The sequence below is a fragment of the Mesobacillus sp. QJM3NY_10 genome (genome assembly GCF_056173465.1).
The window spans coordinates 578,109-601,840 of record NZ_CM149675.1 but is presented as its reverse complement, the minus strand read 5'-3'; the positions used below and the strand labels follow the sequence as shown (position 1 = coordinate 601,840).

General features: G+C 40.8%; 21 protein-coding genes. 7 read left to right on the top strand and 14 right to left on the bottom strand.

Going from position 1 to position 23,732, the window contains the following annotated elements; genetic code table 11:
• Positions 1–370 precede the first annotated feature (370 nt).
• Together AC0VX7_RS03045 and AC0VX7_RS03040 are read right to left on the bottom strand one after the other, a co-directional pair.
• Positions 371–1,345, bottom strand: a complete 975-nt coding sequence (locus tag AC0VX7_RS03045) for an ornithine cyclodeaminase family protein (protein WP_475426615.1) — start codon at positions 1,343–1,345, stop codon at positions 371–373.
• 36 nt (positions 1,346–1,381) lie between these two features.
• Positions 1,382–2,680 (bottom strand): MFS transporter, encoded by a 1,299-nt coding sequence (locus tag AC0VX7_RS03040; protein WP_475428062.1) that lies wholly within the window; start codon positions 2,678–2,680, stop codon positions 1,382–1,384.
• A gap of 140 nt (positions 2,681–2,820) precedes the next feature.
• Here AC0VX7_RS03040 and AC0VX7_RS03035 point away from each other — a divergent pair, with 140 nt between their 5' ends.
• Positions 2,821–3,309, top strand: coding sequence for a helix-turn-helix domain-containing protein (locus AC0VX7_RS03035; protein ID WP_475426614.1), 489 nt, complete (start codon positions 2,821–2,823; stop codon positions 3,307–3,309).
• Positions 3,310–3,457: 148 nt separating this feature from the next.
• Positions 3,458–4,381 carry a GNAT family N-acetyltransferase gene (locus AC0VX7_RS03030; protein WP_475426613.1) on the top strand — a complete coding sequence of 308 codons (924 nt, stop codon included), beginning with the start codon at positions 3,458–3,460 and terminating at the stop codon, positions 4,379–4,381.
• A gap of 189 nt (positions 4,382–4,570) precedes the next feature.
• On the opposite strand, the gene AC0VX7_RS03025 is transcribed toward AC0VX7_RS03030, so the two are convergent.
• The gene (locus AC0VX7_RS03025; protein ID WP_475426612.1) at positions 4,571–5,218 is read right to left on the bottom strand and encodes an RNA polymerase sigma factor; all 648 of its coding nucleotides are present in this window, start codon (positions 5,216–5,218) and stop codon (positions 4,571–4,573) included.
• Between the two features lie 95 nt (positions 5,219–5,313).
• Between AC0VX7_RS03025 and AC0VX7_RS03020 the strand changes: the two genes are divergently transcribed.
• Complete coding sequence (locus AC0VX7_RS03020; RefSeq protein WP_475426611.1) at positions 5,314–5,742, top strand: VOC family protein; 429 nt, start codon at positions 5,314–5,316, stop codon at positions 5,740–5,742.
• Between the two features lie 165 nt (positions 5,743–5,907).
• Here AC0VX7_RS03020 and AC0VX7_RS03015 read toward each other — a convergent pair whose 3' ends face one another.
• The 4 genes from AC0VX7_RS03015 to AC0VX7_RS03000 all read right to left on the bottom strand — a co-directional run bounded on the left by AC0VX7_RS03015 (position 5,908) and on the right by AC0VX7_RS03000 (position 7,530).
• Complete coding sequence (locus AC0VX7_RS03015; protein ID WP_475426610.1) at positions 5,908–6,039, bottom strand: hypothetical protein; 132 nt, start codon at positions 6,037–6,039, stop codon at positions 5,908–5,910.
• 4 nt (positions 6,040–6,043) lie between these two features.
• Positions 6,044–6,751 carry a M48 family metallopeptidase gene (locus tag AC0VX7_RS03010; protein WP_475426609.1) on the bottom strand — a complete coding sequence of 236 codons (708 nt, stop codon included), beginning with the start codon at positions 6,749–6,751 and terminating at the stop codon, positions 6,044–6,046.
• 15 nt (positions 6,752–6,766) lie between these two features.
• Positions 6,767–7,090, bottom strand: coding sequence for a ribonuclease E inhibitor RraB (locus AC0VX7_RS03005; protein WP_475426608.1), 324 nt, complete (start codon positions 7,088–7,090; stop codon positions 6,767–6,769).
• Positions 7,091–7,329: 239 nt separating this feature from the next.
• The gene (locus tag AC0VX7_RS03000; protein WP_026694123.1) at positions 7,330–7,530 is read right to left on the bottom strand and encodes a cold-shock protein; all 201 of its coding nucleotides are present in this window, start codon (positions 7,528–7,530) and stop codon (positions 7,330–7,332) included.
• Positions 7,531–7,853: 323 nt separating this feature from the next.
• On the opposite strand from AC0VX7_RS03000, the gene AC0VX7_RS02995 reads away from it, so the two are divergent.
• Positions 7,854–8,165, top strand: coding sequence for a cupin domain-containing protein (locus AC0VX7_RS02995; protein ID WP_475426607.1), 312 nt, complete (start codon positions 7,854–7,856; stop codon positions 8,163–8,165).
• A 575-nt stretch (positions 8,166–8,740) separates the two neighbouring features.
• On the opposite strand, the gene AC0VX7_RS02990 is transcribed toward AC0VX7_RS02995, so the two are convergent.
• A complete protein-coding gene (locus tag AC0VX7_RS02990) occupies positions 8,741–9,961 on the bottom strand; it encodes a helix-turn-helix domain-containing protein (RefSeq protein WP_475426606.1) in 1,221 nt (406 codons plus the stop codon).
• A gap of 126 nt (positions 9,962–10,087) precedes the next feature.
• Between AC0VX7_RS02990 and AC0VX7_RS02985 the strand changes: the two genes are divergently transcribed.
• Positions 10,088–11,389 (top strand): MFS transporter, encoded by a 1,302-nt coding sequence (locus AC0VX7_RS02985; RefSeq protein WP_475426605.1) that lies wholly within the window; start codon positions 10,088–10,090, stop codon positions 11,387–11,389.
• Positions 11,390–11,590: 201 nt separating this feature from the next.
• Here AC0VX7_RS02985 and AC0VX7_RS02980 read toward each other — a convergent pair whose 3' ends face one another.
• The 3 genes from AC0VX7_RS02980 to AC0VX7_RS02970 all read right to left on the bottom strand — a co-directional run bounded on the left by AC0VX7_RS02980 (position 11,591) and on the right by AC0VX7_RS02970 (position 15,417).
• Positions 11,591–12,124, bottom strand: coding sequence for a DUF5381 family protein (locus tag AC0VX7_RS02980; RefSeq protein ID WP_475426604.1), 534 nt, complete (start codon positions 12,122–12,124; stop codon positions 11,591–11,593).
• Positions 12,125–12,235: 111 nt separating this feature from the next.
• Complete coding sequence (locus AC0VX7_RS02975) at positions 12,236–14,176, bottom strand: DUF2207 domain-containing protein (protein WP_475426603.1); 1,941 nt, start codon at positions 14,174–14,176, stop codon at positions 12,236–12,238.
• 110 nt (positions 14,177–14,286) lie between these two features.
• Positions 14,287–15,417 carry a hypothetical protein gene (locus tag AC0VX7_RS02970; protein WP_475426602.1) on the bottom strand — a complete coding sequence of 377 codons (1,131 nt, stop codon included), beginning with the start codon at positions 15,415–15,417 and terminating at the stop codon, positions 14,287–14,289.
• Between the two features lie 304 nt (positions 15,418–15,721).
• Here AC0VX7_RS02970 and AC0VX7_RS02965 point away from each other — a divergent pair, with 304 nt between their 5' ends.
• Positions 15,722–16,234 (top strand): GNAT family N-acetyltransferase, encoded by a 513-nt coding sequence (locus AC0VX7_RS02965; protein ID WP_475426601.1) that lies wholly within the window; start codon positions 15,722–15,724, stop codon positions 16,232–16,234.
• A 183-nt stretch (positions 16,235–16,417) separates the two neighbouring features.
• On the opposite strand, the gene AC0VX7_RS02960 is transcribed toward AC0VX7_RS02965, so the two are convergent.
• On the bottom strand, positions 16,418–17,242 hold the full coding sequence (locus tag AC0VX7_RS02960) for an MBL fold metallo-hydrolase (RefSeq protein WP_475426600.1): 825 nt from the start codon (positions 17,240–17,242) through the stop codon (positions 16,418–16,420).
• 265 nt (positions 17,243–17,507) lie between these two features.
• Between AC0VX7_RS02960 and AC0VX7_RS02955 the strand changes: the two genes are divergently transcribed.
• Entirely contained in the window at positions 17,508–18,329 is an 822-nt protein-coding gene (locus AC0VX7_RS02955; RefSeq protein ID WP_475426599.1) for an STAS domain-containing protein, read from the top strand.
• Positions 18,330–18,672: 343 nt separating this feature from the next.
• Here AC0VX7_RS02955 and AC0VX7_RS02950 read toward each other — a convergent pair whose 3' ends face one another.
• Together AC0VX7_RS02950 and AC0VX7_RS02945 are read right to left on the bottom strand one after the other, a co-directional pair.
• Entirely contained in the window at positions 18,673–21,888 is a 3,216-nt protein-coding gene (locus AC0VX7_RS02950) for a M36 family metallopeptidase (RefSeq protein ID WP_475426598.1), read from the bottom strand.
• Positions 21,889–22,258: 370 nt separating this feature from the next.
• A complete protein-coding gene (locus AC0VX7_RS02945; protein ID WP_475426597.1) occupies positions 22,259–23,686 on the bottom strand; it encodes a glycoside hydrolase family 1 protein in 1,428 nt (475 codons plus the stop codon).
• Positions 23,687–23,732 lie beyond the last annotated feature (46 nt).

The following is a 23,732-nucleotide window of genomic DNA, read 5'->3' as shown; positions in this document are numbered from 1 at the left end:
AATTCTCGTCCCCAATTTGGAATCGAAATAAAGGATGCCTAGAATGGCTTTACGGTTATTCTTGCAAAGGATTAGAGGGTTAACTATAATCAAAGCCTTTAACCGAGGAATATCTGCTAGGCATCAACAGGAATTGAAAACACTGAACTTTAGTTACTATTTGAGGTCTAATAATTTCATGTGAAAAGACTGCTCTATTTCGTCCAAGGAATCAATACAAGCAGGCATAAAGGATATTCGGCATTTCAATCAATTATAGATATTGTCGAAGAATAGGGAACTCTCATTAAAAAACAAAGATGTAACCATAAAGATACTTTAATAAAATATTTATAAAAATTTGGAGGACATGAGCTCCGTCCCATCAACCCTACAAAAAAATCTCCTCCCCTTCGTCCATCTCCTCCGCCTTCTCAAAAACCCCTTTCGCCACAGCCAAATCAAAATGTGCAGCCCCTACTGATTTAAATATCGTAATATCCTCCACTCCACACTCCACCTGATTCACATGAAGTTCCGCCAAGGTACCAGACAGCTGCTCAAACGACCACTTCCCTCGTTGCACAGCATCAATGAATTCCCCAGCTTCTGCTTTCATCCCCTCATAATCGTCCGCATAAATCAAAGCTGCTCTTTCAATCGCACCTAACGGGATTTCGCGCATTTCGGGTAAGTAACTGCCTACGCCGATGATATGGGTTCCTGCTTTTAAATAATCGGCATCAAATACTTCTTCGGTTGATCGGGTTGCACAGCAAATGACATCGGACTGGGCGACGGCTTCGTTCCGGTCGACTCCAGTATGGATTTTAGCGGTAATACCTGCCTCTTTGAGCTTTTCGCCGAATGTGTATGTTTTATCGATGGAACGATTGATTAAGTAGATGTCTTGAATTGGCAGCACGTTCACTATTCCTAATACTTGCTCAAACGCCATTCCGCCTGTGCCAATGACGGTCAATACTTGGCTGTCAGGCCTGGCGAGGTGGCGGGCTGAGATGGCACTTAATGCGCCGGTTCTCAATCGTGTCAGGTAAGAAGCGGACAGTAAGCTGATATGTCTTCCTGTTTGTAGTTCTGTGAGTAAAATGGCTCCTTGTGTGGTCGGTAGATCAGCTGAGCTGTTATCAGGAAAAATCGAGACAATTTTGGTTGCTGCCATTGATGTTCCATCCGAGCTTGGCATATAGAGAACAGACCCGTTTCGTTCCGGGACATTCAGTACCGTCCGATGAGGATTTTCAACACGTCCTTCATGAATGGCCACTAACATGTTTTCGACATCTCGAATAGCATCTTCAATTTTATAGATGGATTGAATTAGTTGTTCGTTCAGTATAAGCATTTAGAATCTCTCCTTTTAAATAAAAACTCGGCCAAATTATTTGGCCGAGCTCATTTTACCAGTGATCACAGTTGGTTCAACGCGGCTTTTCACTGCCCAGATGGCAATCAGTGACACCACAGCAGTAAACATGATGTAGAGTGCAACTGGGACGTAGGAATTATCGAATGAAGCGAGCAGCGCTGTGGCAACGAGCGGCGCTGTACCGCCAGCGACTGCGGCACCGATTTGATAACCTAGTGAGACACCAGTATAACGAACTTTTGCATCAAAGATTTCGGAGAACATTGTTCCAAGTACAGCCGTAATCGGAGCCCAAATGATCCCCAGGCCGATAATCGTCGCCAAAACCAGCATGAGTACACTACCTTGATGAATCATCCAGAAGTATGGGAAAGCGAAAGCCATCATCGCTAGTGTACCGGCAATATACATTTTCTTACGGCCAACGCGATCTGACAGACTTCCCATGATCGGAATAAGGATGGTCGTAATGACGGTTGATACCATGACGGCACCTAACACAGCAGAGCGGCTGAATCCAAGAGTGCTTGTCGCATAGGAAACAATGAACGTACTGAAAATATAGAATGGAGCGGTCTCCACCACTTTCGCACCGATTGTGATCAGCACTTCTTTCCAGTAATAGCGAAGGGTATCGGCGATTGGCAGCTTTGGAATCTCACCACTTTCCTTAACTTTCTTGAATTCAGGTGTCTCGTCGATTCCTTTACGGATCCATAAACCAAAGACTACAAGTAATGCACTAAAGATGAATGGCACGCGCCAGCCCCATGTCATGAATTGCTGCTCTGGCAATAAGCTCATGATCCAAAGAGCGAGTGTACCCATCACCATTCCAATCGTCACACCCATTTGCGGAATAGAACCGAAGAATCCTCTGCGTTCTGGTGGAGCATACTCAGTCGCAAGCAACAGAGCTCCTCCCCATTCCCCGCCGATTCCAAGTCCCTGGATCAGACGAAGTGTAATCAAAATGATCGGTGCAGCTACACCGATTGCTTGATATGTAGGCAAGATACCCATTGCAAATGTCGCAGCACCCATCAAGCTCAATGTTAAAACGAGTGTCTTTTTCCGGCCGATTCGATCCCCGATATGACTAAAAATGATTCCTCCAAATGGCCGGATGAAAAACGAAAGGGCAAACGATGCATACGCTAGTAGCAATCCTACTGTTGGATCCTCGTTGACAAAGAATAATTGGTTAAATACAAGTGCAGCCATTGTTCCATATAGAAAATAGTCAAACCATTCAATGGAACTGCCAACAAGGCTGGCAATCAATACACGATAAGTCGTTTTCTTATCCAATTGCATTTTCCCTTCCTCCTTCTTAAAATTGAAGTAATACTTCAATTAGATTTTAGATAATGGTTAATTTTCTGTCAACTTTGTTCAGATTGACACAATCCATATATAAGGGAAAAATAGGAATTAGGAAGGTGAGTTTTATGATCGGTGTACGACTGAAAGAAATCCGTAAAGAGAAAAAAATGACCTTGAAGGAGCTTGCAGAAGGTGCCGGTGTATCCATTAGCTTTCTATCTCAAGTTGAGCGCGGAAAGTCCAGCGTCACACTCGAGTCACTGCGAAAAATCTCAGAAGTTCTTGGTGTCAATCCAAGTACTTTCTTCCCAAATAACAATGAGCCTATGAGTGACCCTACATTTCATTATCAAGACCTGACACAACAAGTCCCTAACCCAGACTTTCATCCAATACTCGTCACACTCCCAGCAAACCAGAGCGACGGACAACCCTTTGCCCATAGCGGGCATGAATTTGTCTATGTAATAGAAGGAACCTTGACACTACAAATAGATACAAAAATAATCGAACTCCCACAGGGAGAATCCTGGTTTTTTTCAGCCAGTGAAACGCATTATTGGTATAACCATACCGATCAAACAATCAGATTTTTAGTTGTGTCCTCCAAATAAAACTTTTTTTGAAAGGCTCTTTTCGTAAAGATTGTTGCTTTTAATTATAACAAGGTATAATTTACTTTATATAACTAAGGTCCTCCTCAAAAAGAGGATAAGCTTTTCTATGTAGATTTTTATTCGATTATGTAAAAGGGAGAATTAAATGTTGATAAATATTCAAAAAGCAATCATTTCAGATGCCGAAAAGTTAACAGAAATAATGAAAAAGACATTCGATGAAGAAGCAAGAAGATGGCTATTAAATCAAGAAATTACAGATTATAATATCCAACCTCCCGGTTATTCTTCAGTTGAAATGACTAAATATATGATAGAAGAATTAGTTTATTACAAAATCATATACAACAAAGATATTGTTGGCGGCATTATAGTGACCATAACGGGTAAGTCCTTTGGACGGATAGACCGTATTTTTGTTGACCCAGATTATCAAGGGAAAAAAATCGGTTCAAGAGTAATAGAATTAATAGAGGAGGAATTTCCGACCGTAAGAACCTGGGACCTTGAGACATCCAGTAGACAAGTTAATAACCACCATTTCTATGAGAAAATGGGTTATAAAACTATCTTTCAATCAGAAGAGGAATATTGCTACATAAAGAGAAAAGAAAGTCCATTAGGTATAGAAAACCTAGTCGATAATAAAGATATTTCAAATACTCAATATGAGAATTGCAATATGGAAAAGACAGAGTGTTACCAAGTGAATTTAGAAGGAAGTTCTTTTTCTAATAGTAACCTAATGAATACTCATTTCAGTAACTGTAACCTTAGTCACTCAAAGTTCCAAAACATTAATTTCAAACATTCATTTTATGCCGATTTAAACCTTTCTAATAGCAAAATGAGGTTAGTTACTCTGGGAGGGGTGCGCTTTATAGATACAAATCTTGGAGATGACAAAGAACCACTCTCTTTTGAAAGTTGTGACCTTCAAGGAACTAAAATTAGTAACAGTAATCTAAGAAACCTACAAATTACAGATAGTGACATATCAGGAATGACAATAGATAATATACCAGTAGAAAAACTACTTGAAGTTTATTACCAGGAATTAAAAAAGTAAATATTACTTTATAGAAAACAGCCGCCTTCATAGGAATGGCTGTTTTTCTATACCTCACGAAGGAAATCGACGGTAATACTATTTGAATTTTGACAAGCCGTTTCATAAATCGTTAAAATATGCTATCCACTAAAATGGAAGAACCGTCCCCACGTTTCCACTGAGTTGCTGTGAATAGTGTTCAAGTTACTAAGATTTAATTTCTAGAATATTTCCATCTGGGTCTATAACATGGAATACGGAATGCACAGAACTTCTTCTCACTTGAAAGTTTTTCGATTCTAATAGTCGATAATAATAAAATACTTGCATCGGCTTAGATTCCCGTATTGCTTTTGAGAGTGCTATAAAAATTTCGTGATTAGGAGTTTGAAGTTCCTTATCTATAATATTATTTTTTAATTTTAGTTTCTTCCTAGAACGATGAAGCGCTGTTTTAACTGACTCATTACTTACTCTTAACATTTTTGCTATTTCTTTTGAAGTGTATCCAAATACATCCTTTAAGGTAACTAGCATAGACTGTTTCAAAGGTAAGGTGGTAAGTAAGATTTCTATTAGACCGTAGTACTCTATAGAGTCGTACTCTTCTCCGAATAAGTCATCATTAAAAAGAATACTTTCTTTATATTTCCTTTTCTCATCGATAAACTGGTTTTTAGCCACAGTACATAAATAGGAGAATGTAAACTCTCTTTCCGGTTCGGAATTTTTAATCATATAAACCTTTAGCATCGTTTCTTGTACTAAATCCTCGGCTGTCCAAGGTGAACCTGACAACTTTAAGCAATATTTATATAGTTTATTAATCTCAAACTCTAAATCATCGAAAACCATGTTTTAACACCTTTTTATTGAAATTTAACAGTAAGTGTAACTTTTACATTATTATAACCGTTATAAGTGAGAATTTCATTTCAAGGAGGAAGGTTATGTTTAAAGTAGGTAGTATATTTATTCCAGTTACAGACATTAAAAAGTCCACAGAATGGTATGTAAAGTTTCTTGGTGCAAAGATAATTGATAGTTGGGGAGATGGTAGTGGATTTTATTTACCAAATGGGTCAACACAATTAGCCTTGGTAAAAGTTGAATCCCCGCAGCCCACTGAGTTTATTATCAAGGGTGACCAGAAGAATTCCTATTTTAATTTTGTTGTTGATGATATTGAATCTGCCCATCAACATTTTAAAAAAAATGGAATAGTTACAACCGAAATCGATAATTTTGGTGGAATGAAATTTTTTGATTTCTTTGACTTGGACGGTAACCCCTTTAGTGTGGTTAATGAAGTTAATGGTTCCCCTTATCACTCAGATAATGTTAGAAAAATGCAAGAAAGAGATAAAAAGAATAAATAAATATATACAAAAAAGAATTACCATTCAAATAGAAATGGTAGTTCTTTTTTGCTCTCGACAGAAGCAGAGGGACGTACCTTTCGCTTCCAAAAACAATCACAAAAAAAAGGAGCAAAAGGTCAGTCACCCTTTGCTCCCTGTTTGCTGCGCTCCATTAAGATTAGCTCAAGTTGTCTCTTCTGATCCTACCCATGCATCGGTATCATATCCCCTCACTTGCCAGTAGCCTTCGTGGACTAGTATAAGGATAATATTTTTGAAGTTTTTTGCTCCGCTGAGAGGATCTGTCACTCCCACTACACTAAACCTCCATCCTCCACCCCGACACCGCGAGCCAGCGCTCATACCGTTCATATTCTGGCATGATTTTTCCGACAAGCCGCCAAAATGAACGGTCGTGATTCATATGGACCATATGGCACATTTCATGGACGACAACATAATCAATCACTTCCATTGGTGCCATGGACAGCTTCCAATTGAATGTCAAATTCCTCATGGAATCACACGTTCCCCAGTTCGTCTTACTGTCCGTGATTCGAATCGAGCGCGGCTTTATTTTGAATTCGTTTTGATAAAATTTAACTCGTTTTTCGACTAATGCCTTGCACTGCTGATAGTAAAATCGCTTTAAAGCCTGTTTGATGCTCTCTTCATTTTGCTCTTTCACGTATACGTGGAGCTTGTCAGCCTCGAACACGGCATTGTCTTTTTCGATATCTTCATCCTGTGAAATCAGAATGTGATAGAGCCTGCCCAAATATAGAAATTGTCCGCCTGGTCCGTACTCTTTTTCCCTACCGGCTGAGGCCCGGTCTTTCATTTCCTTCGCCCTTTTCAGGATCAAGTCCCATTGGCCTTCTAGGATTTTAAGCACACTTGCATCTGAGGTCCCCTTAGGAGCGTGGACTTCGACATGGCCGTACAAATCCATATAAATGCCGATTGTTTTCCGATTTTTAAAAATCACATCATACCCGATTGTTTCACCCAAAAAAGTATGAAGCATGTCATCACCTTCATTTTATTCTATAAATACGCCCCAGCCATCAGAATGGCCGCCGTAAGGCTTGCTTATTTTATCCAGCTTTTCCTGCACTTTTTTTAATTCGCTATGGTTAAGGAGCATCCTTTTCGAGCAGCTGCAAGCCCACTCATCTGTCTCATCATCCTGCTCGAGTAAGCCATGAAAGCCTTCTTCCTTCAATACTGGCAGAAGCTTCTCGCCAGTTGCCTTATCCGGCACAGCTATAAAAAACTCGACTGGCTGCGGCTTTTTAAAACTTACACCTTCATTAAACAAACTGCGCATTGCTTCTCCATCCGCGTCGTTTGGAAATTTCATCATTCATTCCTCCATCTGTGTGACTTCTATGTTGTCATTATCATGCACTTGCTAAATTTCTGCTAATCATTTGATTATGAGATTGTTGTGTTATAATGTAAATAACCTTTTGCTTTAAATTTTTTTCTTTACCGGTACCATGCCCCTACTCGTTCGTTGAGTAGGGTTTTTTATTGCTGTTATTTTTGGAAAATAAAAAAAACAGACCCTTTTGGAGTCTGTTTCGGTATGCTATATCAAAATTAAGCTTTTTGAACGTTAGCAGCTTGAGGTCCACGTGCACCTTGCTCAACGTCGAAAGTAACTTTTTGACCTTCGTCTAATGATTTGAAGCCTTCAGATTGAATTGCAGAGAAATGAACGAATACATCTTCTCCACCTTCGCGCTCGATGAATCCGAAACCTTTTTCTGCGTTAAACCATTTAACTGTACCTTGTTCCATGTTTGTTGCCTCCTAGTGCTAATGCACATTGTATTACTATCCTTGCCCAAAGTGATCATTAGAACGAAGAGTCGAACTTTACACCGAACAAAAATAATTCTACCTAAGAATAACAAGATTTAGGAAAAATTGCAAGGGACTTTAGTAGGATGAGAACGTTACGGTTCAACTGCGATGAAAGTCGATCGCAATAAAAGAAGCAGTGGACTCGAAAACTGAATGAGACACAGGGACGGTTCTCACGTCTCATTCGGGAACCGAAATAGTTATGAAAAACCCTAATAATTCTTGGTTGAGCCCATACCGTACAAGATAAAAAAGAAGTGGGACACAGCTCATTTCAGACTGTGCCCCAGATTACATGGGTAGATCATTATAATTCACGAGACGCAGGAACCGTCCCCTTGTCGCCAATACTCGTCACTCTCCCAGCAAACCAAAGCGACGGACAGCCCTTTTCACATAGCGGACATGAATTTGTCTATGTAATAGAAGGAACCTTAACACTTCAAATAGGTACAAAAATGATCGAACTCCAACAAGGAGAATCCTGGTTCTTTTCAGCCAGCGAAACACATTACTGGTACAACCATACAGATCAGACGATTCGGTTTTTAGTTGTGTCCTCAAGATAAGATGGTCGGGAGTCGAAATAAGAAAAGCGTGGAGTGGTTGGATGAACGTTTTTTCGTTTAAAGGATTATTTCTTAGTGTGGTTGACTATCCGGTTCATGTGTATAGATTAATTGGGTAAAGGGTTCAATGAGTAGAGCAATAACGAGGAATGTCTGGAAGACGTCTACAGAAAAAGAAAACGGATTGAATTCAAGTTACTGTTCGATGAGGTGGAAGTAATCTATGTGATGAGTCTGCCCTGTGGCAAAGGGGTCGGTGTCTCATTCAATCAGAACAACATTTAAAGGGAGGCGTCGAGGATATTAGCATTTCTAAAAATTTTATTAATATGGCAGGAAAATAAGAGACTTTATGTTTTTTATTTTAATACACAGAGAGAAGATAATTGGCTCGTAAAATAGGAGCTTTTTATCATTTTTGGGACATGAGAACCGTCCCCATGTCCCCTTCAAGTAAATCGGAAGTTTGTTAAAATTTTCGAGAAAGGGAAACCGTCCCTATGCCCCACCATAATCAATCTTTAAGCTTCAAAGCCGATCCCCATTCAACATAATCGAGTAGTGACTCAACCCAATTATTTTTCAGCAATATTCTGATACGTACTGTTGCTGAAATCCTTATATGGTGATTCTGGTTGTGACTCAAAATTTTCAACTGCTGTTTTAGCGGCAGACAAGGCTTTGTCCTGGTGCCCTAGTTCTAGATAGCATAGGGCTTTGTACGTATCTTTTAAATAAAATAGAGATAAGTCGAAAGGATGGTGATGAAAGGACGGGATTTCTGTTTGATTAAAATAATAAATGGCCGCTTCATATTCACCAAGTCCATGCAAGGCCTTTCCTTTTTCGAGGAAGAACCATGCCTTTAATGAGGATGTGAATTCAGGGTCTTCTAAATGTTGATTGATACTTTCTAGTGCTGATTTGTAATCATGTTTAACCGTAATGAGTGATTCTATATAAAATATCTGATAGCTTAATTTAGATACACGGTCCTCAGAGAATTCAACATACTGCTTCAATTTCATTAAATAATACTCATGAAGTTCTGTATCTTTAGCCATCATCGCAGACGCTGCTGCCAACCTATACAGATCATCAATTAGATAAAATGTTTTATTTTCTTTCGAAAAGGCAATTGCATTATCCATCACACGTTTCGCAGCTGCTGTATTCCCAACTGCAAATTGAAGGATGGCTTCATGATAATCAAGATCCAACCTTGTGATTGGGTCAATATAGGCAAACATCTTCTGTATTTCACTTCGCTCAAAAAGCAGAACTTCCAAGGCTTGATCGTAATTATGCTCGGTAAAAAACGCCATACTGCGAAAGATCCCAATACTTGCCCGCTTTGGTGTCACGTTCATCTGCTCATACAATGTTGCAGCGGCATCGATAGGATTTTTCCACTCTTCCTTCTCTTCCCAATACAAACTGCGTCCATAGATTTCTAACAATCTTGCCGCTTCATATCCTTGATGCAGCTTCTTGATATATGGCTCTATAAGATAAATCAATTTTGCATATTTATCTGTTAAGTCTTCCTTATTGATATTGAATAGTTTCTCTGCCTCATCCAACACTTTTCTTAATTCGACCACGCTAACCTCATTTAATAACTGAGACACATCAACCTCGAGACGTTGTGCGATATATGCCAAGCTTTCCATTGAGGGATTTGCTTTATTATTTTCAATTAGGCTGAGCATTCCTTTTGTAAGCTCAGATCCAGCAAGTTCTTCAAGTGTTAGCTTCTTTTGCTTTCGCAGTTTTCGTATTCTTTCTCCCAGCATGTCAAAAACACTCCTATAAAACCAATTAGTTTAATTATATTAAACTTTTCCTTGAAAAGGAAGAAATGTATGTGTTATGATTTGTTTAATTAAATTAAACTTTTTTTAAGTGTGGAGGGTTTTTTAATGAATGAATCCATTAAGTTGAAAAAAGCAACCTATCACTTGTATACATTCACAATTAGCAAGCTCATCTCATCGTTTGGCGCACAAGTATATGCATTTGCAATGAGTTTCTATATATTACAAGCAACTGGTTCTGCAACAAGCTTTGCAGCTAACCTAATATGTAATATCTTACCGCGTACACTTATTTCACCTTTTGCTGGTTATATGGCAGATCAATATTCTCGAAAGAAAATTGTCATTATCTCACAAATATCTACAATACTAGCAATTAGTGGGCTTCTTTATGTATGTCTAACACATGGGCTGTCACTAATCGCCATCTATGTAACGACATGTATACTCGCTATTGCATCCTCTTTTACTTCAATAACGTTTACATCATCCATCACCGGTCTAGTAGACCCCAAACGAATACAACGAGCGATGTCTTTGAATCAAATATCCATGTCATTTGCTGCAATTGGCAGCCCAGCCGTTGGAGGATTATTATATGGTGCGGTTTCAATCGAGACATTTTTAGTGATATTCATAGCCGCTTCACTAATTGCAGTTTTTCTAGAATCAACCATGAATTTCAATCTGTTTGCCAAGCGTACGGCAGAGACTGAAGGAGAGCCTAAGGAATCCATGTCGCAAAGCATAAGGGCAGGGCTGCGTTATTTAAAAACAAAGGAAATTCTTATGAGTCTTATTTGGATTTCATTAATCATTAACTTTCTTTTCGGTGCATATGAAGTGGGTTACTCCTACATTTTAATTGAAAAATTAGAGATGGGTTCCCAGCATTTCGGCTTTACACAAGGAGCATTTGCAGCTGGAATGCTTGTCTTATCCATTTATTTTTCTGTAAGAAAAGAAGTGAAATATCCATTTCTCGTCTCGAAACGTGGCATCCTAGCATTAGGAGGGATCATGGGGGCAATCTCAATACCATTGATGATTTCAATGTCATATTGGACAATGTTTACTTATTACCTCATCCTCATGTTCAGCTTCGGTTCAATGATTATCCTTGTAAATACACCCTTACAGGTTATGATGCAAAAATTGATAGATGATGATTACAAAGGACGTGTATTCTCCATCATAGAGACAATGGCAATGGCACTTATGCCACTAGGTATGATTCTATTTGGATTCTTATACGATATATTACCAGGCCAGTATATCCTGCTTGCCTCAACAGCATTACTAATGGGTGTAGTATTAATCCTAGCCAGGCCAAGTGTAGTCCGTAAAGTCCATCCAGAGTTAGATGTAAAAAACAAAGTCCAACGAGAAGCAGGAACAGTAATATAAAAAGATAATAAGATTAAATGATTATGCCATTAGCTCAGAATAAGTAATCGTCTTTGTTGATGCGCAAAAAGTCCCTAAACGGTTAAACCATTCACCTTTGAATTTTCTTCGATTGGGACACAGGGAAGGTAATGTGCACCATAATAAAAAAACTTGCCACCCAATTTCCTTTACAGCAAAGATGACAAGTTCTTTTCAGTTTTACCCTTTATATCCCTGACCGCCATACCTTTTCGCCCAGTTCTCCTTCAATTCGGGAGTACCTTTTGGGACAACATATGTATCAAGGACCTTATGTACCTTTTGTTCATTGATCAGATTATAGGTAGAGAGCTTGATTCTTTTGTTGTTCATGGTACGGACCGCGATGTATTTGAAGCCGCTTCCGCCCCGCTGAATATCCTTAATATCGCTGATCCGAACACTCTTTTTCCTGCCTTTTAAATAGCCATCCTGTACGGTAATGACAGCTCTGCCGGATAACAGCATGGAAAGCAACCTGATCAGCATCGAACCAAAGAACAGCAATCCGAACACACCGATGATGACTCCAAAAAATCCTTTTACAAAACTTACGTCTGGCACGGTAAAGAAAATAAAAAGTGAAGCAACTGTCATTAGCCCCATGCCAGTAAGCATACAGCCAGCACCGACGTTTGTATAAACGATCTCGACTTTACCTTTTGATACGATAATATTGTGTTCTTCTGGAGTGTTTTCAATCTTATTTCCCATGATTTATCGTTTCCTTTTCCTTAGCTTGCGAATTTTCACTCTCAATTTATGTGACACTGGAACTGCCCCCTTTTAGCAACTGCTTCCTTGCAAAGGATAACTAGCAGGCGATCAATCTGCACCAGCTCCGCCTCCATCACTGCCGCCTCCGCTATCTCCCCCACCTGAATAGCCGCTATCCCCAGACACGGAGGATGATGAGCTGCTTCCTGGAGGGATGCTCCACTTCCATGTGTTTGCAAGGAATTCTACAGGGTTCTGTCCGGATGCAACCAGATAGGTTAATGGTGCTACTGATTTTTCATCGCTGACGAATTCTTTGTCTATTGCCCTGGATTGACGTTTTGGCTTTAACAGAAGACTGCGAATCATCCATTTATCGGATTGGCTGCTCATTTTATCAGGGAATCTCTCAAACTTAAGCTGCTTTTTAAAAGCATGTATTTCCGGCTCAATCGCGAGAGCTTCTCCTGACAGGGTCATCGGTGGCGTTAATATGCTGAGCAACGCCGAAAAGATAATGGTGATCAGCAGCAAGGTGAGTGCCTCGGCATCATATAGCATTAGAGAGGCAATCAGGGATACCAGATAAAATAGAAGGGTGAATAATTTTCGAACGGGTTTGAGCCACCCTCTTATTAATAGGAACCCTGCAATGATTGAATAGGTTACTATAGCTGCTGTTGATAGAAAATCCAGATAATAGGCGTAGATCACAGCTGAAAATATGATCAGCATAAGCCCCCTTCCAACCAGCCGACTCATTTTATCACTCATCATGCCTTCTTCCTTCAACTCTTTTAAAACACAGGCAAACCATTCCTTTTCATTGTCCTTGAACAGTTTGTACTTTGAATGGAAATTGTGCAGGTGCTGTGGATTATTTCTTTGCTGGCTTGATGCACCTGCGATGTCACTCATGAAGAAAACCGGACTTCCATTTTTGGCTTTTCTATTGAACAGCCAGGATACTAATTTATGCTCACATGTCGATAAGCTCGTTTCCGGAGCTGTTAATGTAAAATAAAGCGTTTGGTCAGCGGATTGGTCATCTTTTAGGAATCGGCCGGCATTTTGCTCCGTCCTGACCACTGCCTTTCCTTTTTCAACAAGCGAATACAGTCCAGCTAGAAAGGCATAAGGATCCATTCTACCCCGCCGGTTGATCATATACAGAACAAGAGGATCTGTCTGAAGCAGCACTTCAGGACGATCAGCGCTCCTAAGTTTCCTAAGAAGACGCATGAATAGCACGGTCAACACTCCGAGTGCTAGGAAAGCAGCAAGGCCAGTCAATACATTTTCCAGCATGCCTAGCTGTTTCTTCATTGAGGCGGTTTTTTCAGCCAGTTGTTCTTCCTCTGCTATCGCATCTTTTAATGTCATCGGTGCCTTGGTCTGAGATTGCTCCGACATTAAAGAAGAAGGAAACAGCAGGCGGGTTTCGGTCAGTGAGTACATCTCGGACACTGGTGTTTTAAACCGCACCACCCAAGGGCCTTTTTCGGTCACCTTGCCTTTCCGATCATGGAAAAAGGCAAAATAACTGTTCGGCCTGAGTTCCTTTGGAAAAACAAAGTCAATCGTGACCTTATTCAAATCTTCATCATGATTGGTATCTGTCCCAAAGAAAGGAACAGTCAGATCACTGTATGAATCATACGTCTTCACTGCTTCTTTTAATTCGTAAATAAAGAAGATAGCTTTCTTTTCATCCTTAGCCGGCAGTATCGCGCGGTAGATGTTGTCCTCTCTTGATACCTCAAGAGGACGCAGGTCTTCCATATTCACATAACCAAGCTCCGCCTTAGAATTCAACAGTTCATACGCTTCGAAAAGTTCTACTCCCTTATGATTTTTCTTATGTAGAGCTCTGCTGACGCCATCATAATCACCATCAAAGTTATAGGTGAAGATTTCATTAACAAGCAAATCACCATCAGGCTGAATCCACGCCCTTATTCGAATTTCATCAATCGAATAAGACCCTGCAAACACAGGCGAGGCAATGGGTGAAAGCAAAACCAGAAGAATCACGATCTTTTTTAACACGACTACAACTCCTTAGGTAATGTTCATTCATTTAACTATATCGATGGTACAGAAGTTGAGAACATAAAACTCAAAGCACTCTTGCACATATGACACCACCTTACCTAACATCACTGCTCTTCTTCCGGCAGTTGCTCATCAAGACTTGCTTCCAAAGCCTGCAGATCTTTCATGTTATGTATGTCCTCCAGGTAAATGAAATCGACATATTTCCCATCCATCACCTTCAGGCTTACATTGTTGATCGGTAAGCTGATTGACTGGACAATGGATAGCATTTGCATGATTTGTTCCTTCCTGGTTTCTTCCGCCATGCCTGACAAAGTGCCCTTTGTTTGCAGGTTGAGATCATAGGATTGGCAGGCGTCTATGTTCAATGATTCATAGGAAACATAGTCCTCTCCTCCATCACCACAGAATAGATAAGGATCAACAAAGCCATAAAAAAAGCCCTCATCTGGTTCGAAGCCAATTTCATTTAGTTCTGGCAATCTCTCATCGACTTTATCTCCTTCTTTTTTGAAAAAATGATAACTGATCAATTTCCCGCGGTTAAGACTGTCAGAAAAAATCGCTTCTTTCACCCCATCGACCGTATTCATTTTCTCTATACCAGTTTTATAGATACTGACTTCATTCATAATCTTGTATTTTTTGCTATCATATTCATGTAGAAAAAAGCGGTTGAAAGCATTCACGTCGTAAATATAGAGTTCAAACAGATCATACTCCAGACCCGCCAGTTTCTGCTTCACCTCCTGGATCAGAGGATAACTTTGCTGCACCAAGGAATAATCCTGTTCATCCACGCCTATTCCTCCAGGCTTAAACAAGAAGAGAAGAGCACTGCCTTTAAACCCATCCTCGTCTTTAGTTCTATACACCTGTAGGAACGATTTATCAAACCCCAGTTTTTTAAAGTTTTCATGAAGGTCAGATTCCATATACTCTTTATTGAATTCATAGAATTCTAGGCTCTCTTTATAATCATCCCCTGTGATTCCATTGAAAAAAAGGCCATCAACAAACACGGAAAACCTAAACTCCGGGATGTCCTTATGCTTTACCCTGAAGCTGCTTCTCCCTCCATTACCCGTGTCAATCGTTGGCCTTGAGACAATATCGACATCCACATTGTGTTTATCATGGACGTAATCCTTAAGCTCCCGATCGCTCACTGAACAGCCCGTCAAAACCAGAAAAATCACGGTAATCGCAAATAAAAAGAAAATCCTTTTCATATGTATCTCCTTAAAAATTTATATAGAAGAATTATAAACAACCAATCTCATTTTTACAAAAATTTTCCACATGGCATTTTTATTATCAAGAGACATAGGGGGCTCCTCTGTCCCACGAATTAACCTTTTTTCACTTCTTCGGGCACAGGAACCGTCCCCATGCCCTGCCCTTCAGCCAGCGAAACGCAAATGGACTGTTCCTGGGTCGCATTGTGAACCGAAATAAATAAGAAAAACCCCTCGAAAACTTTCTATAATGATAAGATGGTGCTACACTGAACTTTTTTGAAATGAGGTATGGCAAGTGCTTGTATTTGAGACAGAACGTTTGAAAGTCCGCTGGCTGGAAGTAAGTGATCAAGAGTTTATTTTTAAGTTGCTAAATGAACCAGGATGGTTAAATTATATTGGAGATAAAGGCATTCGGTCGCTTGAGGATGCCAAGAATTATATTTTGACCGGGCCAAGAAAGATGTACGAACGATTTGGGTTCGGCTTATTTGTGGTTGAACTAAAAGAGAGTCAACTACCGGTTGGTTTATGCGGTTTGATTAAACGGGATGGACTAGAGGATGTCGATATTGGATACGCCTTTCTTGCACAACATCAATCAAGAGGATATGCCTTTGAATCAGCAAAAGGAACATTGGAATATGCCCGAAAACTAGGTTTGAATCGGATCGTTGCCATTACAACCAAGGATAATGCTTCCTCCTCAAAACTCCTTGAAAAGCTTGGTATGACTTTCGAAGGATACGTGACTCTTCCTCAAGACGATGAGGAGCTTATGCTCTATGCTATATACGCAGCAAAATAATAGGTTTGGGGACGTACCCTTTGCTCTTTTTCATGTTTTGGCTCAATGGAAGTAGATTGAGTTAATTACTTAACAGAAGCATAATGTACGTCCCTAAGCTTATTGAAAGTATTTTCGGAGAATAGTCATTTAAAAGTTAAACGCCAGGTTTAATCAACCAGGCGCTATTTTCAGACGATCATTTTAATCGCTCACTAACTTTCCCTCCAAAGCCTCAATATACCTCTTAGCGGAATTTTGAACAGACTGATGGGCGTCTTCATTTATGACACGATGGAATGCATTATACAGTCTATCAAAATTGAGAACGCTGACTTTAGCTGCCATCTCCTGAACCTTGTTAGCTGGCAATGGAATAAGGTTTGGATAACTATACATGAAGCTTACCCATTGTCGATCGGCCACTATTTGAATAATATCACCAGTAAGAAGTAACCCTTGCTTGTTCACATCATTTTCCCAGTGTAAAACACTTCCCCCATTAAAATGACCACCCAAACGATACAATGTTACACCCCCATCAAGCTCCAGAGAATCACCAGACCAGAATATGATCCTGTCACTCGGCCTAGTGACCCACTGGCGATCAGCTTCGTGGATATAAATGCTTGCTCCGAATCGTTCAGCCCATTCAACCTGTGTCGAATAATAATGCGGATGGGATAATGCGATGGCATCGATTCCTCCTAGAGAATGTATTTCATTTTCTGTTTTTTCGTCCAGGTAGGTGATGCAGTCCCATAACAAGTTGAACCCTTCATTCCGAACTAAATAGGCTGTCTGCCCAATCGCAAACGAAGGAGTAGTGGTAAGGCTGTACAGTCCTTCCTCTTCTTGGACAATGGTATTTTTATATTTCCCTGTATCTACAAGCTGTTGAAGCGTTGTCCATGACTGTCCATTATGATGGATGTACTGTCTTTCGTCCGCGCAAATCAAGCAGGTTTCAGGAGCATGAGCAGAATCATGATATTGGACACCGCAAGTATTACATATATAATGGTTCATTTTGAACACCTTCCTATGATTTTTCTTATCTTTATTATAAGAAAACCATTACGCGATCTCTTCGGAAGAATGGTGTAACCTAACTACAACTTTTGGCTGAGGTTTTTATATTTCTGTATCGGATTTTTCAATATAGCATAACGGCTTTTGGATTATTTTTCCCAACAAAAAATATTCGCATTTTTTCTAGGTAAAATGGTTTATAAATCGTCTAACAGGGTATGTAATATCAGTTGTTACGTTATTACTTCGGGGGTAAAAGAAATTGAATAACATCAATGATTTAAGAGAAGACATCAAAATCTACTTTAATGATAATGGTGAGATATTTGAAGAGAATTTGCTCTCTCAAGCAGTTAATGTTTCGGGGAAAATCACTGAGATTTTAGAAAAAGGAAACATTGACCTATTAAAGAATGCCAGGAAATTAATTTTCTTCATAATTGATCAAAATGAAAAAGATTTAATCGCTTTTGCAGAAGAGGAGGGAATTGCTTGGGCAGGACATTCTCTAACTCTGTCTTTGAAATTAGAATGGGTTCAAGCGATCAGAAGAACCTTTTGGCATATAATTAGTAAAATTGATGAAGAAAAGAACCTGACTGATGGAAAAAAAGATTTTTATGAAATGGAAGAATTCATAAACGTACAAATAGACCAATTTCTTAACAGCTTCTTTCTAAGCTACTCAAAATATAAAGATCAAATGCTCCATAAGCAAAGAGAAATGGTTGAACATTTGTCTGTCCCAATCATTCCTGTAAGTGAGACTGTTTCTGTACTGCCTCTAATTGGCACAATCGACTCCTTTAGGATTAGAATCATTGAAGAAAAAGTTTTAAACGAAATAGCCAACACAAGGTTCCAAAACTTAGTTATCGATCTATCAGGTGTAGCTATGATGGATAAGGATGTTATCGACTACTTTCAAAAGATCTTGACTGGAGTGGCCATGATGGGCTGCAAAGCCATTCTGACCGGACTCCGACCGGATCTTGTAAGAAAAATGGTCCATGGCGGAATACTTTTTGAAAAAGATACAGAAACAAGAGGGACCCTTAAAGAGACATTGAAAAATTATCTTTAATTGTAGGAAAAAGACCATTCGTTGGTCTTTTTCTTTTATGTTGACATTATAAGAGACACAGGGACGGTTCTGCTGCCTCATGCTTTTACATATTTTAACTTTTTTAAAGGTATCCCTACTCCCTGATTTAATTGTGAGATTTCGATGTTTGCAGGAAAATTATAAAGTTAGAAGGTAATTATTCCGTCAACTGTAAGTTCACTTCAATTTCTGCGACGTGAGAACCTTTCCCTTGTCGCAAAGCCTTCTCAATCATATTAAAAGAGGATAGACAAAAGTCTATCCCCTTTTCCCAAATAGAGACATTATGCCTAAGACCACTTTATCTCTTCTTGTAACATCCCTAATAAGGACTCGTAGCTGTAAATGTAAACGGTACATTTGCTCCTGAATATAATCCTACATACACATAGCGTGTGCCGCCCGGAATGACTCCTGCTTCGTTAGCCCCGGATGTGGCGACACTTCCAATCAGCTCAAAGTTTTGGTTATAGAAATACACATCGTAGTCATAGGATCCGTCATTACTTCCCTGCAGTGTGAAGTTATGGATACCATCTCCATATTGCTCTGGAAGGTTCACAACATATCCATCTGCACCTTGGGATGCCGGCTCTGGATTTTGCGTAGTCACGAACTCATTCTCTGTAACAGCTAGTGTCGCTGGTACACCTGCCAGACTTCCAATTCCTGTTCCTGCATTTCCTGCCTGCACGGTGCCTTCCGCAACAAATGGTGCTTCTGGTTCTAGTTTAAGCGGTTCAATCTTTGATTTTTGCTCAGAGAAGGCTTGAACCTCAGCTACCTGGACAAAGCCTTTGCTGTTATCCTGCGTATCATGGGCGATGAATTTAAGGTATTTTGCCTCTACTGTTTGTGGAAGATCAATACCCTGGTAATGAAGGTCAGCTACCGTTGGCCTTGGCTTTCCGGCTTCGAACTTCCCTTTCCAGACAGTTGTGAAGTTTTCACCGTCAATCGATGTTTGAAGACTGAAGTTTTTCAGTGTGGCAAATCGCGAACCGGAAATGTCCTTCATGGCACTCACTTGAACGTGAGAAACTTCCACCGGTTCATCTCCTGCCAGGTCAACGATGAAGTTCGCGCCAAGGAACCCATTTTCCTGCGTATTTGAAGCAAACACACTTGCTTCTGTGTCATCAATCGCAAACTTGACTGGATTGCTGTCCGATGACCCGGATACGCTTGAAATCGCTGCTCCATTAAAGGATGATGCAACGTTTGGTCCAATTGTAAAAGTTAAACGATTCTTTTCCCCTGCCTTGATGGCTACATCACGAATTGTCCTTGATCCAAAACCTTTTGCCTGGATTGTAATGTCATAGGTTCCTTCTACAATATATGCCCCGAAGTCGCCCTTTTGGCCGGATACTGCTAATGGACTCGTTCTAGCTTCGAATTCGCCAATGATGATTCGTGCATCCTGGACCGGCTTCTTTGTGGCAGCATTCACCACTTTTCCAATCAACTGGCCATTTCGCTGTCCATCTGGATGATTAAATCCTGGGACCGGATCGGTATCGTCTCCGCCTTTAGATAATGTATTTGCCCCTAAGCCGCGCTGGGCAAATGCCGTCCATAAAGCATCATAGTGCTTTCCGTCGTAGCGTTCAAAATCAGCTGCGATAATGGCTGTTCTCATGTCTTCCATAGACGGATTTGGAGCTGAGATTGGCATGGCATCCATGACTAGATGCTCAATGACAGATTCTGCTTTTGTTTTTCCAATGCGATCGATTAATGAATCTCTTACATGCCACAAAATAGCTGCCCAAATGTCGCCGTCTGAATGAACCTCTGGACCTCCAACGTCATAGCCAATATCTCCATAGTTGTATGGGGCTTCATCAAGTGAATAGCTCCGAATGCCTCGTTCAGCGTTTCCTGTCACATAGGCACCGACAACTGGCTTATCCTGCAAACCCTTTTTTGCTAAGTAGTGCATTCCTAAGAAGTCACCCCAGCCTTCGCCCATGGAACCTGACTGGTGGCTGCCGAGTGCTTCTCCACCTGCTACAAAACGATTGGTCAACGCATGGGCATATTCATGATAGATTATCCCAGCGTCAAAATCTCCATCTGCATATTGACCCTCAAAGGCCCCTGGTATCGGTTCCCAAAGAAACATTCCGCTCCACGCTGGAATTCCGTCAGGAAGCGTCAGCATGTAAGCATTGTCCCGTCCCGTATAAGTTGGCGCACCGCCTGACAGCGCTCCTGCTTGAACCAAACCTAAAATGGCATCGCCGTCCTTTCCGCCTTTTCCGAAGTTTGAAAGCTGCAGGTTTCCTGCCGCTTCTGTCCATCCAAGGTTGTAGAAATAGTCATGGAATAGGTTATGGTGATAAAACAAGTTCGTGGCAGCACTGTTTAGATCCTCTGCATATGATGGAGGTGTAGTTTGCCCGTTTGTTTTTTGCCATGCGTTTTTAAATAAAAAGCTAAAATCGCCGTCTAACGAAAGTGGACGAGTGGCCTGATCCGCCGGTACTAAAAAGTTGCTCCAGTTCGCATACGAGTTCGCATTGTTTCCAAATGTCGTCAATCCCAGGCTTGTGCCCGGAATGAGCCAGCCGTTTGGTGACGCCTTTGGATCTCCCTTAAACGACTTTACCACCTGTGTCCCCCCAGCTGGCGCACCAGGATAATTCTCAAAAATAAGACCCTCTGTTTCTAGTAAATAATCAACGAGGGAGCGCTGGTATAAAAGCTCGCCATTCGCTGCATCGATCACCATTTCAAAGCCTTCATTCAGCTCCTTGATGAAAAGCACACGGTACGCTGGCCGGACACCATCCTTTGTAATAAATGTTGCTTTTTTCACACGCTGCTTGGTCGGAAGCACTTCTCCTCCGTCAAAAACAGCCCAGCCTTTTTCCTCACTTAGCAGCTTCGGAACATAACTTACGTTTGGCAATTCAAGCGCAACAGCTTTGTTCAAAGCATCTGCCTCCGATAGCTGAAAGTCAGCAATCAGACCTGTTGCACGGCTAAGATTTCCAGCTGCAGACAGGATTTGGCCATCTTTGTTTACCGCGATGATCACACGTCCTCCGTACACAGACTCAATACCATCAAATGTTTGCTGAAGAGTTACAGGACGCAGCCCTGTTCCCGGCATTTCAAAATTTTTGCTTACGACAAATGAGTCAATGTCTGAGGCCTGAAGACCAAAGAGAGCCGCATTTTGCTTTAACCAGTTACGCGCAATCGTCTCAGCACTGTCATTAGAAGGAGCTGACAAATAACCCTGATCCTTGATGATGGTCGATGGGGTGCCAAACAGGGTGTTCCACTTAATCTTCGTTCCCGCTCCCACTGATTGTACTAGTGTGTTAGCGGCATCGAGCTGTTTCTGTGTCGGCAGAACACTGTTTACAACATTTCTGACATCATACAAATGAGACTCATGATCCTCATGGATTCCCTCTGCGGTCACTGGGCCTGTAACCTGATCAGCATTTATTCCGCTTGTTAACAAAACCTGGCCAGCCAGCAGCGTCGAACATAGAGCCGTCACGAGCTTTCGCTTTTTCATCTACGCAAAACCCTCCTCGAAAAATCTTCTTTCAAGGAAAGAATACGTTGGCCTAATTGGTTTTACCTCTGCTGCAAGGGCAAAATACATACTATAGGTCATTAAAATACTACTAAGACACTATGCCGGATAGGACTTGTGGATGGAAGCGGTGCGACGGTGCTCAAAATCACTAGCATTGCACTGGTGATGAATGACAGGCGCCGCCCCATGTCATGAAAATAAAAACGGGGATGTTAGATTAGCAAGTGGGTAAACAGACACAAAGGAGCCGTCCCCATATCCCTATAATCCTAAAAAAAGAAGCGCAAAGCACATCACCGCTTCACGCTCCTCCCCCTTTATTCCGACTCCCATATGGTCGGGAGTCTTACAGATTTCCCCCATTACTACTGATCACATCTTTATACCAATAGAATGATTTCTTTCTGCTTCTTTCCATTGTTCCGCTTCCATCGTCGTGTTTGTCGACATAGATGAAGCCGTATCTTTTGGAGTATTCTCCAGACGAGGCACTTACTAAGTCAATGCAGCCCCATGATGTATATCCAATGACATCTACACCATCTTCAACTGCTTCGCCCATTGCTTGAATATGGTCACGGAGATAATCAATACGATAATCGTCGTTGATGCTTCCATCTTCTTCAACTTTATCGTATGCGCCCAGTCCATTTTCAACGATCATCAGTGGTTTTTGATAACGGTCGTATAGCTCATTCAGTGCAATACGAAGGCCTGTCGGATCGATCTCCCAACCCCAGTCACTTGCATTAAGGAATGGATTTTTCACACCGCCGATTAGGTTGCCTTCTCCAATCTCTTCAGGTGTTTTCTCCTTTTTCTCTGTTCTCGACATATAGTAGCTAAAGGAAATGAAGTCAACTGTTCCTTCCTTGATTGTCTCTAGATCGCCTTCATGCATTTCAATTTTAATACCGTTTTCTTTGAAGTAACGATTAATGAATGTTGGATATTCTCCGCGAACCTGTACATCTCCACAGAAGAAATTAAAGATTCTTCCATCTTCCAAAGCATGCATAACGTTTTCTGGATTGGAATCGTATGAATAAGTCGGTGCGTAGATCAGCATGTTGCCAATCTGTGATCCAGGAATGATCTGATGTCCTAGTTTTACAGCAATCGCACTTGCGACAAATTGATGGTGCAGTCCTTGGAAGCTTTCCTGAAGACGTGATTCCTCACTGGTTGCTGAGAATCCCAGACCAAACAGTGGGAAGTGTGTAGCACCATTGATTTCGTTGAATGTCAGCCAATATTTCACTTTACCTTTGTAGCGGTTAAAAAGAACCGTTACATAACGCTCGAAGAATTCTACCAGTTTACGATTCTTCCATCCGCCATATTCTTTTATCAGATGCAATGGCGTTTCATAGTGGGCAATGGTCACCAATGGCTCGATTCCGTGTTTATGGAGTTCATCAAATACTCGATCGTAGAAAGCCAGGCCTTCTTCATTTGGTTCAACCTCATCACCATTAGGGAAAATACGGCTCCATGCAATGCTCATACGGAACACTTTGAAGCCCATTTCTGCAAACAAAGCAATATCTTCTTTATAACGGTGGTAAAAATCAATCGCCTCATGGTTTGGGTAAGTATATTTCTCTGTGTCCATTTCAAAGTCAAATCCCGGCTGTGAAAGAATCTTTAAACGAGTTTTTCCTCCAGGTAATACGTCTGCAAGGTTAAGCCCTTTGCCGCCTTCTAGTGATGCACCTTCTAATTGATTGGCAGCTGTCGCGCCGCCCCATAAAAAGTTTTCTGGAAAATTCATAGTAATTGCCTCCTAGTTTTTTATATTTAACATATTTAAAAGTGTG